The sequence below is a fragment of the Clostridium sp. Marseille-P2415 genome (assembly GCF_900155545.1).
Classification (GTDB): domain Bacteria; phylum Bacillota; class Clostridia; order Lachnospirales; family Lachnospiraceae; genus Lacrimispora.
In genome coordinates, this window is the sequence record NZ_LT732526.1 from 2511469 (window position 1) to 2526453 (window position 14985).

Sequence of the window (14985 nt, forward strand, 5' to 3'; positions counted from 1 at the left end):
CTCCTTCATTTTAATCTTATTTCCTCCATGGATTCTTCCGGCTCATTCGTTTTTATAAAATAAACATGGTAATCAACCAGGAAGTTTAATATGCCCCCCTCATTTTTTCCGCTTCTGCTGCTTCCTCTTATCAAGGAGCCGTTCTCCAGAGAGAGATATTCCAGCTTGTCCATCAGAATGTCCAGCACCAGATTTAAATCACTGGATCGCAGCTGCGAATTCTGCGGGTAATATTTGACATACATGTTTATGCTTCGGAAATAACGCCGGCCATTCACAGACTTTTCTGATGTTTCTAAAAGCCCAACCTCGAAATAAGGCTTTTCGATTCCATCCCCCCAGGTATTTGTACCGATTTCTGCTTCCGGAAAGAGCTCCTTCAGCGTTCCTACCACTGCAACCATAATTTCGTTATACATCTAATACCTCCTTTGACACTCTGCTGTCCTTTTTATCACGATCAGCATCGGCCATTCCATTTTGGATACATTGATTTCTGTGGGACTCCTCACCTTCCCTAAATCCTCCATTTTCATCAAGCTCCCCTTTCTCCGCTCTCGTTTGTAGTCTTTTTGTCTACATCGTCAGCAAAAAAAATTTCATCCTTCTTCTCCAGTGATGTAATGTTAAGCAGCTGGCACAGCCCTTTGATCTCTCCGGCTTTAAACTGGCTCGCATTGTTTATTTTCCTATGAAATCCATAGCTTGACAAGCCCAATTCCGCCGCGATCCACCCCTTTTTCAGTCCGGATGTTTTGATCTCATCATTTAGCCGAACCGTATCCGTCATACCTGCCTCCCTCCTTTTTTGTAGTCATTTTGTCTACATTCATTATCATACTCCACTGTATCATATTTGTCAACACCCTTTTGAAATTTTGTTGAACATCTTTCTACATCGTGGTATAATGCTATTATGGAGGTGATCTTATGGAAATAGGTCAGATCATTAAAAAGAGGCGCGAAGAGCTGGGAATTTCTCAGGAAGAGCTGGCGCTTAAAGCAGGCTATAAATCCCGTTCTTCCATTAATAAAATCGAGGTAGACGGCAGAGGACTTCCTCAGTCAAAGATCATAGCTATCGCCAATGCCTTAAAAACAACACCAGCTTATCTCATGGGCTGGGAAAGCGATACTGCTTCTGTTTTTGATTATGTAAGCGGCTGTTTCGGGGAATATGCAGGAGAGATGCTCGAGAATTTTCACCGTTTGAATGAAAGAGGTCAAAAAGAAGCCCTGAAACGTATCAGGGAGATGGTCCATATCCCCGAATACAGCAAAGATCAAAGCTCTGTAAAGATTTTAAATGCGGATAACAGGACTTATCTGGAACCGGTGGCAGCCCATGAACGGACCGATATCGAGGTGACCGAGGAAATGAAGCGGCATGATGATGCCTTTTTCGATGAATAAGATAACTCATTGAGGTGATTTATTTGGATTATGAAGCATTATTAGAAGAAGCGGACTCCAATGGAATAAGTATTAAGGAACGTCCGCTGATTGCCAATGACGGCAGGATCCGAGGTACGCAGATATTGATCCGCCAGAACATGCCGGATTGCCAGAAAGCCTGTGTCCTTGCGGAAGAGCTGGGCCACTATCACACGACCGCGGGCAATATACTGGACCAGTCCGACGTATCCAACCAGAAGCAGGAGCGTACAGCCCGGTTATGGGCTTACAATAAAATGATAACTCTGGAAAAACTGGTAGCAGCCAAAGAAGCCGGCTGCCGAAACGGATATGAGATTGCGGAGCACTTAAATGTGACCGAAGAGTTTTTATCGGATGCCATTCACTGCTATCAGGCCAAATATGGAAAAGGGCTGCAAAAAGATGATTATCTGATCCTCTTTGAGCCTTTTAACATCTATAAGTTAGTAGATTGAGATTTTTTCTGTCTTATATCGCCTTTCTGCCACATATACTATCGAGAGGTGATTCGTTTATGAAATCCTGTGAACTCGTGGTGCTCGTGTCCTCACTGGCCTGCTGTATCGCTGAGGGCCGGTCCTCGGATGAAATTACTCTGCTCGGTTCCATATTTTCTCAGCTTGGTGACACCCTGGAAACCATTTCCGCTCAACAGGCGATCTGTTGTGATAACAAGGATGAAAAGGACACATCCTGCTGACAGCAATCTTAAGACAAAAAAGTGGGAGAAAAAGAGGGCTGGAAATACCCTTTTTTCTCCCATTTTCCAAGCTAAGACAGGCTATCCTAATACTTTTGCGTCAGCAACAATTCCACCGCCATCCTGTCATTTAACTTTCCGGTCTTCACAGCCTCCTCTGTGTCTACGCATAAATTTACATAGGAAAGGATCTGTTCCCTGGAAAAGCTCCTTGCCTGAGGCATGATTTTCCCCGCCGCAAAGGGAGGAATTTTAAGCTTGGAGGCAATGCCTCCCCGATCCATTCCCTTACCCATCAGTTCCTTCACCTGCAAAGTCAAGTTAAACTGCCTGGCTATGAGAAACAGAATTCTCATGGGCGGTTCCTTTAAGGTAAGAAGGTCCTCATAAAGGTCCATAGCTTTCTTGGTCTGCCGGTTTACGATAGCTGTTACCATATCAAAAATCTTATTGGTTATGCGGACTGTGCAGATGGCCTCCAGATCTTCATCCGTAATTATTTCCCTTCCCAGAGTAAAGCTTATGAGCTTTTCCAGCTCCATCCGGATGTTTTCCATATCATCTCCGGCCATATTAAGGAGCAGCTCCATGGTATGTCCCGTGATCTTCTTCCCTTCTCTGGCAAGTATGGTCCCCGCCCACCTGGAAAGCTGGGCCGAATCCTGCCGTTCCATTTCGGCAGCATATCCCACTTCCTTTACCTTTTTAAACATTTTGCTTCGTTTATCCACCTCTGATTCCACAAAAATCAGGCAGGTAGTATCCGGAATCCCGGACAGATAAGATACCAGTTCGTCAGATGCTGTCTTGAAAAAACCGCTGTCCTCCACCAGGATCAAGCGTTTTTCCGCAAAAAAGGGCATGGTATCCGCAAGACTGATCATCTCCCGAACATCGATTCCCTTTCCTTCAAACTGGTTGAAGTTCATGTTATCGCCGGCCGTAATGGCAGCCTTCATCTGATTCTTATAGCTGTTCTTCAAAAATGCTTCTTCCCCATATAAAAGATAGACCGGCTTGAAGCTGTGATTCTTCATATCCTGGGCCAGCGTCTGCATGGTATCCTTCCTCTCATTTTTGTATACTCTTTCTATTATACCGGGTGAATCCCTCTCCGTCAACGAAACTTGTGAACCGGATTTTCTCCCCATCAGTCCACAACCGGATTGCCCCATATTCTGCTGTTTTAAAAACTGCCGCCTTCCGCTCCTCAAAACGATCCAGTACCTCCTTATGGGGATGGCCATAGGAATTACCCTCTCCATAAGAAACAACCGCCCATCGGGGCTTTATTGCATCAAGAAATGCCTCACTGGAGGAATACTTAGAACCGTGATGCGCAATTTTCAATACATTTACCTCTGATAAAAGCCGCTTTTCCCCGGGCCGCTCCAAAAGCCGTTCCTCCTCCTTTTCTCCCATATCGCCTGTAAACAGCATATGACAGTCTCCATAATCCATTTTCAGCACTTCGGATTCCTCATTGGTATTTTCCGGTACATCCTCCTCCTTCGGATAAAGGCAGGTGATATGAAGGCCTTCGGCCTGAATCACATCTCCTCCGGCCAGATACCATACTTTTGTTCCCCGCTCCTCAGCAAGCTCTGCCAGCTTCTTTACTGCTTTATCCTCTCTTCCCTGGAAAGGAAGCATGAGGTTTTCAATCCTTATGTCATCAGAGTTTTCCAGAAGATACTCCACGCCGCTTAAATGGTCCTGATCTCCATGGCTGATAAAGGAATAATGGATTACAGAAACTCCCAGGCTTTTTAAGCAGGGCTCAAGGGAATATTCCCCCAGAGACTTTTTCGAGGAACTTCCTCCATCCACCAGCACGGCCGACCGCTCCGTCCGCAGCAGAATGCCGTCCCCCTGCCCCACATCCAGAAACACTGCTTCCAGCCCGTTAACAGGCCCTGGTTTGAAAATCAGAATACAGAAAGCGTAACTCACAAACAGAAGGAAAGTCTTAAAGGCGTATGAAATCTCTTTTTGCCTTTCTTCTTTCTCCAAGCCTTCCTTTTGCTTCCCGGCCGTTTCCTTATCAGGTTTCCCATACGTTTTTAAAAAGATCAGCCCGGCTGACATCACCAGACTATACGCTGCAATCCGTTCCGGCCCCGGCCTTCCAAACGTCAGGCTGCTGCCGGGAAGCCCTGACACACTCCTGCAAAGAAATTCATAAAAAGCAAGAATGTAATGCCCGGTTCCTGCTGCTCCAACCGCAAGGAAAGAGCTCAGGCTTCCGAGAAAGATAACACCGATCCCAGAGCAAAGGACGCCTCCCATCAGCGGAATGACCAGAAGATTTAAGAAGATACCATAAACGGGAATCTGGTAAAAATGATACAGAATCAACGGTATGGTGGTCATTTGAACCGCAACAGCGGTAGAAATGGTACCTGCAAAAGGCTTTTCCTTACCAAGCCAATTCTCCAATACAGGCCTTACTCCTCCGATGGCAAAAACTGCACCAAAGGACAGCTGAACGCCGCCCTGGGTAATGAGAAGAGGTGATTTTACCGCTAAAAGGAACAGCGACAGGAAAGCGGCGGACAAAAGGTCATAGGTTCTTCCAAGATAAGAAGCCAAAAATCCTGCACACATCATAGTAACGGCCCTTACCACCGAGGATCCCCCGCCCGTCAGGATTCCATACAGAACCACCAGAACCGTCCCTGCCATACCGGCGCTTCCATAGCCCAGCCCGGCCTTTCTTAACACATGGTAAAGAAACAGACCGATAAACGACATATGCAGACCGCTGATGGCTAACAGATGGGCAATTCCATTCTTCTGATACAGAGACTTGATTTCTTTTGAAATCCCGCTCTTATCCCCCAGAACTGCCGCTGCTAAAATACCGGCATCTTCCTCTCCGGTAAACCGGTAAAGAATCCCTTTTGCCCATACCTTTGCCCGGCGCAGCCCTTCCAGAACAGGCGATTTACCGGAATCCACGATCTCCAGCTCTTCCATGGAAAGCTTACAGTCCAGCCCCAAAGCCTCATAATAAGCTCTGGAATCAAACTCCCCCGGATTTCTGGCCTGGGAAAAAGGCTGTACCTCCCCTCTGACCCTGACAACCTGTCCAACGCAAGGGTCCGCTTCCCCTTCTTTCCCGGAAAGAGCTCCGGAAATCCCGGCCGGCTTCATGGTCACCAGCAAACCGGGAATTGGATAACCGGAAGCCCCATCCCTTCTTCCTTTCTTCCACTTCCAAACCTGATTCTCATTTAATATCATCCGAAGAGCTCCATTCTCTTCTTCCAGAGAAGAAATCCGTCCTTCTGCCTCCACATAGCATCCGGAAATTTCTTCTGTATTTAATTCCCGTTCCTCCCACTTCCTGCAATCATACCCGGCCCAGCCTGCACCAAGGTATAAGAAAATGAGAGGCAAAAAGACCCAATGCGGTCTTCTGCCTCTCCGATAACCATAAAGAATAATCCCGGCGGCTAAAAAAGCCGGGATCAAAAGCCAAGATGTCAGAGCCAGCAGAATGGCAGTCTCTCCAAGTACAAATCCCCCTGCTATCAGACATAATGGGCGTTTTATTGTTCGATTCCTCCTATTTCTTCCGGTGCTTCCTCATTCTCCGCATTGTAATCCAGGTTGCGTTCAAACAGCTGATTTAAGGGAATAGAATCCCGGAACATGACCTCCTGGGAACCGCCTACCGTGATCTGAACCTTATTGATGGAGGAGACCGCAGCCAGGGAATTTACGATGGAATAAATGGGGATGTATTCCTTAACTTCCAGTGTATTATTAAGAAATGAAGCATCAAAATTAATATAACATACATTTTCATTGACCGACACGTTTAAAAGCTTTGTATCCTTCGGTAGGGTCGGATTCATACCCGGCCTTCCGGGACCGGCTATCAGCTGTTCAATGACCAGCTTTTCCAGAGAAGTGTTAACGTTATGCACCACTTCTCTTGTTTCCTTCACAAGCTTTTCCCCTGTTTCATCAGCGAAATACAGCACCAGTTCCGTCTTCTCATAAGAATTGACATTACTGATATTATCAATAAAATCCGTATTTGCCATAGGGCCTACCGGACTTCCTGAGCTGTCCATCAGGGGCTGTTCTGCCGTATAGATTGCCACATAGTCCACCCCTTTTATCTGGGTCAGAGTCCTTACCAGGGAAGCCCTGCATAAAATCTCCCTGGTCGCATTCATCATGGCATAATTGTTATCGAAATACAGATAAAGAACTGTGTCCTCCAGCTTATAGCGTTCAAAGCCTACCTTATCCGGAACTGCAGCCTGCCGGTCCAGATCCTTTGGCACGGTACGAAGCTGTTCCATCAGGTTCCGGATCTCCCAATCCGTCACTTCTGCGGAATCATCTTCCGGCTTTTGCGGCATGGTATAGTCCTGAGGTTCCATCTTTGTCATAGCTGAATTCAGATAATAAATCCTGTATACACTGTCAGTGGCTTCCGTCCCCCTGACAGGACCTCTTTCACAGCCGGTCAGGCAGATCAGGCATACCAGAAGGAGCAGAGCATTGCTTAGCCGTTTCATGATCACTATCCCCTCCTGTCTCTATGAAATATAAGTGAGAGGAATGCGTACCGTGAATGTGGTTCCCTCTCCCTCTTTGCTCTGAAGCTTAATGGCCCCCTGGTGCATCAGGACGATCTTTTTCGTGATCGAAAGCCCAAGGCCTGTGCCTCCCGTCTCTCTGGACCGGGCTTTATCCACCCGGTAGAACCGCTCGAACACATGCTCCTGAAATTCTTCCGAAATGCCGATTCCCGAATCTGCCACTTTTACATAGAAAAACTTATGGTCAGCGTCAAGGGTTACCCGGACCCAGCCGCCTTCCACATTGTACTTGATGGCATTTTCAACCAGATTGCTTAAAGCCAGGGATAATTTCATCTCATCCACATCGGCGGTAACTTCCCGGATGCTCTCAAAGGTCAGCTCCACATTGCGTTTTCCGGCAATGGGACGGAGTCTTTTTAAGATCAGCTCCATCAGGCCGTTGATGTTCACCTGAGCGATATTTAAATTTCCGCCTGAGGTCTTATCCATACGGACCAGGGCAAGTAAATCGTCAATAATTTTGTTTTCCCGCTCAATTTCATCGGAAATATCACTCATAAATTCCCGGTACAGCTCTGCCGGCACATCTTCCATCCCCATAAGGGAATCCGCCAGCACCCGGATGGATGTAATGGGCGTCTTTAATTCATGGGAAACGTTTGATACAAATTCCTCTCTGGACTGGTCCACTGCCTTCAGCTTTTTAAGCGTCATGTTAATGGACTCGGATATCTGCACGGTTTCTTTATAAGCATGGGAGCTGATATCCTCATCTAAGTTTCCTTCCGCCGCCCGGTTTAACATGCGCTGCAGCTCCCGGAAAGGCTTCATCAAAAGCTTTGCTAAGAAAACCACGATGATAGCCAGAATGGAAAAAATCATAAGATGAAGAAACGTTCCCTTCTCCGATACCGAGGAAATCCTGCCCAGCAGATCCGCCGTGGATGCAGTAACGATCATCACACCGGCAATTTCCTTTTCCTGGCTATTGGTATAAACCGGAATCGTCAATGCGGAATAATGCTTTTCCGCGTTATACTTACTGCTGTTTTCTCCGTTAAAGCAGCGGATTACCTCCTCCGACACGTTAAGCTTTCCAAGGGAAAGGGAAAATGTATCACTGATGATCCTGAAATTCCGGTTAACAACCACAATCCGCCCATTAAGCATATCCGCCTTCACGGACATTTCATTATCCAAAAGGGAATCCCTGGGTTCCATGGTTAAATATCCGGCTCTTGTCATCTTATTGCTCAGAATCCAGCACTGATTCTGGATTTCCTGCATTCTGGACTCAATGAGATTCTGTTTATAAGCACTGAGCATGACCTGGTTCTGAATCAGTACCGGTATGCTTCCAACCACCAGAAGAACAAGAATCAGGGTAATCCGCAGGCTTATGGTGTGTTTTTGATTAAAAGCCTTTATCTGAAACATGTCCACACACCTCCAACTTCATCCCTGTCATATTTCCAGCTTTTTCGTACATGCGATTGCCAGTGCTCCAGGCCCGATATGGCAGGCTACGCTTAAAGAAAGATTGTCCACGTAGATGTCTCCGGCCCCGGGGAAAAGTTCTTCCAGTTCCTGTTTGAATTCCATAGCGGCCGCTTCATTATTGGAATGGGCGACCGCAATGTGAGTACGGATTCCCTCCGGATCACCAAAACGCTCTTCCATGTCCTTTTTGGCAGCAGCGATCATCATGGATTTGGCCTGCTTCATGGTTCTCGCCTTGGCAAAAGCATCTAACTTCTCTCCCTGAATGGTAAGAACCGGCTTTAATCGCAAAAATGTGCCCAGCAGGGCGGCTGCCGGAGTGATCCTCCCGCCCCTTTTCAAATATTCCAGGGTATCCAGAGTAATATAGATGGTGGACTCCATCTTTGTCTCTTCCAGCCTTTCCTTGATTTCCACGGCCGCCATTCCGGAATCCGCCATTTTTATGGCTTCCAGAACAGACTGCCTCTGAGTCACGGATATCCTCTGATTATTAACGACAAAAACCTTCCCGTCAAAATCATCTGCCAGCATCAGGGCCGTCTGGCAGGAACTGCTTAAGCCGCTGGACATGGGAATATGGACTACCTCATCATACTCCTCCAAAAGCTTTTTCCACAAATCCATCAGATCGGCAGGTGACGGCTGGGATGTGGAAATATCCGCCCCTTCCTCCAGTTTATCATAGAAATCCTTTTGTGTCAGGCTGATATCCTCATAAAACGTCTCCCCATCCATCATAAAAGGCATGGGGATCACGTGAATCCCTGCTTCCGCTCCCTGCTTCTGCGTAATCCCGCTGTTGCTGTCTGTCACTATCGCTACTTTCATTTCTGTTCTCCTTTATTCCTCGGTCTGAGCCTCCTGCTCTGCCTCCCCCGCAGATGTATAAAGCTGATAATACATTCCCCGCCTTAAAAGCAGCTCCTCATGATTTCCCTCTTCCACAATATTGCTGTCGGACAGCACCAGGATCCGGTCTGCATTCTGGATGGTGGTAAGCCGGTGGGCGATGGTCAGTGTGGTACGTCCTACGGACAGGCGTTCCAGGGACTGGGATACAAGGTGTTCGCTCTCGTTATCCAGGGCAGAGGTAGCCTCATCAAGGATCAGCACCGGAGGATTTTTAAGGAATACCCTGGCAATGCTGATCCTCTGTTTTTGTCCCCCGGAAAGCTTCACGCCCCGCTCTCCCACATATGTATCGTAGCCGTCCTTAAGCCCCATGATGAATTCATGGGCTCCGGCCATCTTTGCCGCCTCTGTCACTTCCTCTTTGGAAGCGCCCGGCCGCCCATATTCAATGTTTTCAAAAACCGTTCCGGAAAACAGATAAACATCCTGCTGGACCACGCCTACGGTGCTTCGAAGGCTCTTTAGGGTAACATTCCGGATATCCTGCCCATCAATGAGGATCTCTCCTTCCGTCGGATCATAGAAACGGGGGATCAGGTTGCATAACGTGGTCTTGCCGCCGCCGGAAGGGCCTACGAGAGCCACTTTTTCTCCCGGCCTGATGTCAAAATCAATACCGGTCAATACCGGATTATGGTCATCCGGATATTCAAAGGATACGTGGCGAAAGGCAATGCTTCCTTTTACCTCATGAAGCGGCTCTGCCCCCTCTTCATCAAAGATATCCACGCTGGCATCCATAAGCTCCATAAAACGTTCAATTCCGGTCATTCCTCTCTGGAACTGCTCTGCAAATTCAATAATTCTGCGGATGGTCGCCAAAAGCGTTGTCACATACAGGGTATAAGCCACCAGATCTCCTGGTTTGATAATTCCCTTAATCATGAAAATTCCGCCGGCAACGATAACCACCACATACATCAGGCCGTCGAACATCCGAATGGTGTTCTGGAAAGCGGCCATGTATTTATAGGTCTTTCGCTTGATCTCCAAAAATTCCAGGTTATCCCGGTTAAACTTTTCGATTTCTACCTTTTCGTTGGCAAAAGCGCGTACCACCCGGTTGCCAAGAAGACTGTCCTCGATCCTGGCATTCAGCTCACCGATGTGGTTTCTCTGATGCTTAAAAGCCCTTCTCACCTGAAGGTTAAAGTAAGTACAGGATACCGCCATAACCGGTATCAGCAGAAAAATAATGAGCGTCAGTGGCAGGTTGATCCCCGCCAGTATAATAAAGGATACCACAGTCTTTAAGAAGGCAATAAAAAATTCCTCCGGACAGTGGTGGGCAAATTCTGTCACGTCAAATAAGTCGCTGGTGATCCGCGACATGATCTGCCCCACTTTTGTATTATTAAAGTAGTTATCCGACAGCTTCTGCAGATGTCCAAATGCATCCTGTCTCATGTCAGTCTCAATGGCTGCTCCCATGACATGACCGGTGTAAGCCATATAGAAACTGGCCATTCCATCAATGATCCTGAGCCCGAAATACAGGGCTCCGATTCCGATGATGGTCTGAACGGTCAATGAAGTCAGATCTTTTAGTCCCTGATTCGTGATATAACGCAGAATCAGCGGCAATACCATCTCACAGATGGTGGTAAGCGACGCACAGAATAAGTCCATGACCATGACTTTCGTGTATTTTTTATAATAAGGCACAAAGCGCTTTAACAATGTACTCGTTTTCATCTCTTTTTGTTTCATACGATCCTCTACTCTGTAATCTTAATATTTTTAATAAGCCCCAAAGCCCAATCTCTTTCCCCCGGCCTTCTGCTTATGATATTAATGTTCATTCGCTGTTCTTTATAGAGCACCTGGGCCGACATCCCGTAAAGGATTTCTCCCTCCCGCTCTTCCGGCTCGTAAAAAGCCGTCCGGGCCCGGGCCTTTCCTATGTCGAAATCCAGGATCTCTTCTGCCTTCCCCTGTTCAAACCACTGCTTCTTGAATTCAGCCTGACGGCCTTCAAAAGCAGCCGCATAAACATAATAATCATGCCCCCCATACCCGTTTCCATCATAGTAATGGTCCATGCTGCCGTTATCTGCCTCATCAAACAGAAAATTTCCCGGAATCCCAAAGCTCATGTTGCCGATCTTCCGGTAGACCAGATGCCTGCGGCAGCCGATGCGGATATCCTCCGGCATAGACACTGCATCCTCTAAATCTGCGGGCGTATGGTCATCAAGGCTGCAAATCTCTAAATACTCCTTCTTTGGAAATGGAATCCTGCGGCTCATGGATAATGATTTTTCAAGCAGTTGGGTAATGGCCTGATTCACCTGTTTATCCTGGGCGCTGCGCTCTGAGGGCATGAAATAACAAGACTGGTTTAACAGCACCATAGCGCTGTTTCTATAAAAACAGGCATCTTTTTCTATCTCATTCCAGATAAAAAAATCCTTTGCAAATGCCACACTCATTCCGGAATGGATCATCCCTTTTATTTCCTGAAAAGAAAACGACCGGATATGGGTGATCAGCCTGCCTTCCTGCCGGTCCGGAATATAATAAACCGCTGGCCAGCAGAACATATATTCTCCATCCTCGCCCCAGCGGGATACCAGATCCATAAGATCGGAAAACCATTGGTAAAAATATTTCTGTCTCATGGTCAGGAAATCCCGTTTTAAAAAATACCCGGTCCGGTCCTCTACCTTAAGCTTTAGCTTCTCCCTTTGGGCCAGTTTCTCCAGGAAATCAATGGCAGCCGCATGAAAGCCGGGGCCAGCAATATTGGTCTGGCTTTCTCCCTGAAGCCTGCGCTTGTTCCACTTCAGCCAGATATAGCCTTCCGGACATAACTGAACAAGCAAAAATCCCTCTATTCGAAAGCATCGGTACCCCATTTCTTTTGCCAGATCTTTTGCCATATTCTCCGCAGACTGACAACTCCAACTAATTCCGGAAAAAATTTTTTTCTTTGGCTCCAAAGAAAATCTGATTCGAATACTCATCTGAAACCCTTCCTAACATATCTTTCTCTATTCTATCGTATTTTCGTTAGAAATGGAAGCATAAAACGAATATGGACGAATTTAATTTTCCAGTGTAATTCGTTTGGTTCGCTGCCCGCGTAAATAAAAATAAGGGCCGGCCAGTACATTCACTGGAAAGCCCTCATTTTTCTTCCAATTTATTTCACAAGTAAAGATTTTCCTGTCATCTCTTTCGGCTGTTCCATTCCCATCAGCTCAATCAGCGTTGGAGCGATATCAGCCAGACAGCCCCCTTCTCTCAGCTTATAGGATGGGTCTGCATTTACCAGGATAAAGGGAACCGGATTGGTCGTATGGGCGGTAAACGGCTCACCTGTCTCATAATCCATAAGCTGTTCCGCATTTCCATGGTCCGCACAGATAAACAGAATTCCACCCGTTTCCTTAATCGCATCCACGGTTCTTCCCACACATGCATCCACCGTCTCAATGGCCTTGATGGCTGCAGCTTCGATCCCGGTATGGCCTACCATATCCGGATTTGCAAAGTTGATGATGATCACATCGTATTTTCCGGATTTGATTGCCTCAACCAGCTTGTCACAGACAATGGGAGCGCTCATCTCCGGCTGCAGATCATAGGTGGCAACCTTAGGAGAGGGAACCAGGATTCTGTCCTCTCCCTTATTCGGGGCTTCCACGCCTCCGTTAAAGAAAAATGTTACATGAGCATATTTTTCGGTTTCGGCAATTCTGGCCTGCGTCATGTTATTCTTTGCCAGAAATTCGCCGAAGGTATTGGAAATGGATTCCTTCTTAAAGGCAACCAGTTTGTTTTTGATCGTTTCATCGTAATCGGTAAAGCATACAAAGGTCAGATTTAAGCGCTTTTCTCTTGGAAAACCCTTAAACTCGTCATCACAGAATGCTCTTGTCATTTCTCTGGCGCGGTCCGGGCGGAAGTTAAAGAAAATCACGGAATCACCATCTTTCACGGTGGCAACCGGGTTCCCTCCTTCTGTCACAACAAGGGGCTCTACGAATTCATCAAAGGTATTTTTATCATAGGACGCCTGTACTCCGGAAACCGCTGACTCCGCATGGTTTCCTTCGCCCTTGGTCAGTGCATTGTAAGCCCCCTCCACGCGATCCCAGCGGTTGTCACGGTCCATTGCATAATAACGGCCCATAACGGAAGCCACCTTACCCACGCCGATTTCCTTCATCTTTGCTTCCAGCGCTTCCACAAAGCCCTTGCCGGAAGCCGGAGGAGTATCACGCCCGTCTAAGAAACAGTGGACATAAACCCGGTCCAGGCCATTTCTTTTTGCCAGCTCCAGCAGCCCGTAAATATGAGTATTATGGCTGTGAACGCCGCCGTCTGATACCAGGCCCCACATATGAAGCGCAGAACCATTCTTCTTACAGTTTTCCACTGCCTGTAAAAATTCCGGCACTTCAAAGAAGTCACCGTCCGCTATGGATTTCGTAATTCTGGTAAGTTCCTGGTATACAATACGTCCGGCACCCATATTCAAATGGCCCACCTCAGAGTTCCCCATCTGTCCGTCAGGAAGACCTACCGCCAGGCCGCTGGCATTGCCCTTAACAAAGGGGCACTGGCTCATAAGCTGATCCATGACGGGGGTCTTTCCTTCACAGACAGCGTTATGGTCGCAGTTATCATTCAATCCGTAACCATCAAGTATCATTAATACAACCGGTTTCTTGCTCATAACTAGTTCTCCTTTTCTTACTGTTCGTTCTATTAAAATGGAAGTACCTATGGAAATTGTTGTCTCACAATACTATATTCTACATGATTTGCAAATTTCTTGCAACCTATGAATGATAAAATATTATCACAATTCCAGGCTGCAGAAAAAAACTGCCGTCTCCAATCCTTTCGGAAAAAAGACAGCAGCTTTGATTCATTTATTTGTTGTAATTCACGATGGATCCAAACTCCGGTTTTAAGGAAGCTCCGCCAACCAGGCCTCCATCAATATCAGGCTGTGCAAACAGCTCCGGTGCGCTTGCTGCGGATACCGAGCCGCCGTACTGAATGCGGATGGCTTCTGCTGTCGCTTCATCATAGATTTCAGCAATGCATGCCCGGATCGCACCGCAGACTTCCTGTGCCTGCCCGGTTGTTGCCACCTTTCCGGTACCGATTGCCCAGATCGGCTCGTAAGCGATAACCGATTCCGCTGCCTTCCCAGCCGGAACATTCAAGTAAGCAATCTTAATCTGCTGACGGATCCAGTCAAGGGTGATCCCCTGTTCCCTCTGGGTTAAGGATTCTCCGCAGCAAACGATGGGCGTAATGCCGTATTCAAAAGCCTTAAGGACTTTTTTATTCACGGTTTCATCCGTCTCAGCGAAATATTCTCTTCTCTCGGAATGGCCGATCACCACATACTTCACGCCTGCATCCTTTAACATGGCTGGAGAGATTTCGCCGGTATAAGCACCCTTATCCTCATAATACATATTTTCGGCGCCAATGTGGATATTGGATCCCTTGGCAGCCTCCATTGCAGGTATAATGTCAATAGCCGGAACACAGAAAACCACATCAACCTCATCGTTTCCTACCAAAGGCTTTAATGTATTCACTAACTGAACCGCCTCAGTAGGTGTCATATTCATTTTCCAGTTACCTGCTATAATTTTCTTTCTGGACATACTGTTAACCTTCCTTTTTTCATTTATTTGTCTGCGAATGAATCAAGCGGACACACAAGCATATCCAGTTGATTCACAAATTCTTCTGTCTGCAAAACCCGGACAGTCATGGACCGCCCGGGCCGGTATGGTTTCCTTATTACTGTCGATGCTTTTTGGACATAAAGGTATACCCAAAGGGTGTTTCCTTATTACTGTCCATGCTTTTTGGACATAAAGGTATACCCAAAGG

The 14985-nt window shown here is 47.0% G+C and carries 14 protein-coding genes; 3 read left to right on the plus strand and 11 right to left on the minus strand.

The features are described 5' to 3' along the window. Positions 1-5: 5 nt before the first annotated feature. Together BQ9856_RS16380 and BQ9856_RS16385 are read right to left on the minus strand one after the other, a co-directional pair. Positions 6-419 carry a phage tail terminator family protein gene (locus BQ9856_RS16380; RefSeq protein ID WP_077611993.1) on the minus strand — a complete coding sequence of 138 codons (414 nt, stop codon included), beginning with the start codon at positions 417-419 and terminating at the stop codon, positions 6-8. 116 nt (positions 420-535) lie between these two features. Then, the gene (locus tag BQ9856_RS16385) at positions 536-790 is read right to left on the minus strand and encodes a hypothetical protein (RefSeq protein WP_077611994.1); all 255 of its coding nucleotides are present in this window, start codon (positions 788-790) and stop codon (positions 536-538) included. A gap of 140 nt (positions 791-930) precedes the next feature. Between BQ9856_RS16385 and BQ9856_RS16390 the strand changes: the two genes are divergently transcribed. The 3 genes from BQ9856_RS16390 to BQ9856_RS16400 are packed head-to-tail and all read left to right on the plus strand — an operon-like array spanning position 931 to position 2137. Further along, a complete protein-coding gene (locus tag BQ9856_RS16390; RefSeq protein WP_077611995.1) occupies positions 931-1413 on the plus strand; it encodes a helix-turn-helix domain-containing protein in 483 nt (160 codons plus the stop codon). Positions 1414-1436: 23 nt separating this feature from the next. Next, positions 1437-1892, plus strand: coding sequence for an ImmA/IrrE family metallo-endopeptidase (locus BQ9856_RS16395; RefSeq protein ID WP_077611996.1), 456 nt, complete (start codon positions 1437-1439; stop codon positions 1890-1892). Between the two features lie 59 nt (positions 1893-1951). Further along, entirely contained in the window at positions 1952-2137 is a 186-nt protein-coding gene (locus tag BQ9856_RS16400) for a DUF6774 domain-containing protein (RefSeq protein WP_077611997.1), read from the plus strand. Positions 2138-2223: 86 nt separating this feature from the next. Here BQ9856_RS16400 and holA read toward each other — a convergent pair whose 3' ends face one another. From holA to tpiA, 9 genes are all read right to left on the minus strand, one after another. Continuing rightward, positions 2224-3195 (minus strand): DNA polymerase III subunit delta, encoded by a 972-nt coding sequence (gene holA, locus BQ9856_RS16405; RefSeq protein ID WP_077611998.1) that lies wholly within the window; start codon positions 3193-3195, stop codon positions 2224-2226. 13 nt (positions 3196-3208) lie between these two features. Further along, on the minus strand, positions 3209-5614 hold the full coding sequence (locus tag BQ9856_RS16410; RefSeq protein WP_235839233.1) for a ComEC/Rec2 family competence protein: 2406 nt from the start codon (positions 5612-5614) through the stop codon (positions 3209-3211). 77 nt (positions 5615-5691) lie between these two features. Next, complete coding sequence (locus BQ9856_RS16415) at positions 5692-6675, minus strand: GerMN domain-containing protein (RefSeq protein WP_077612000.1); 984 nt, start codon at positions 6673-6675, stop codon at positions 5692-5694. A gap of 21 nt (positions 6676-6696) precedes the next feature. Further along, the gene (locus BQ9856_RS16420) at positions 6697-8139 is read right to left on the minus strand and encodes a sensor histidine kinase (RefSeq protein ID WP_077612001.1); all 1443 of its coding nucleotides are present in this window, start codon (positions 8137-8139) and stop codon (positions 6697-6699) included. A gap of 27 nt (positions 8140-8166) precedes the next feature. Continuing rightward, positions 8167-9033, minus strand: a complete 867-nt coding sequence (locus BQ9856_RS16425; protein ID WP_077612002.1) for a DegV family protein — start codon at positions 9031-9033, stop codon at positions 8167-8169. A 12-nt stretch (positions 9034-9045) separates the two neighbouring features. Further along, complete coding sequence (locus BQ9856_RS16430) at positions 9046-10827, minus strand: ABC transporter ATP-binding protein (protein WP_077612003.1); 1782 nt, start codon at positions 10825-10827, stop codon at positions 9046-9048. Between the two features lie 8 nt (positions 10828-10835). Next, positions 10836-12083 carry a hypothetical protein gene (locus BQ9856_RS16435; protein WP_077612004.1) on the minus strand — a complete coding sequence of 416 codons (1248 nt, stop codon included), beginning with the start codon at positions 12081-12083 and terminating at the stop codon, positions 10836-10838. 179 nt (positions 12084-12262) lie between these two features. Further along, on the minus strand, positions 12263-13801 hold the full coding sequence (gene gpmI / locus BQ9856_RS16440) for a 2,3-bisphosphoglycerate-independent phosphoglycerate mutase (protein ID WP_077612005.1): 1539 nt from the start codon (positions 13799-13801) through the stop codon (positions 12263-12265). Positions 13802-14000: 199 nt separating this feature from the next. After that, complete coding sequence (gene tpiA / locus BQ9856_RS16445) at positions 14001-14753, minus strand: triose-phosphate isomerase (RefSeq protein ID WP_077612006.1); 753 nt, start codon at positions 14751-14753, stop codon at positions 14001-14003. Between the last annotated feature and the right edge of the window lie 232 nt (positions 14754-14985).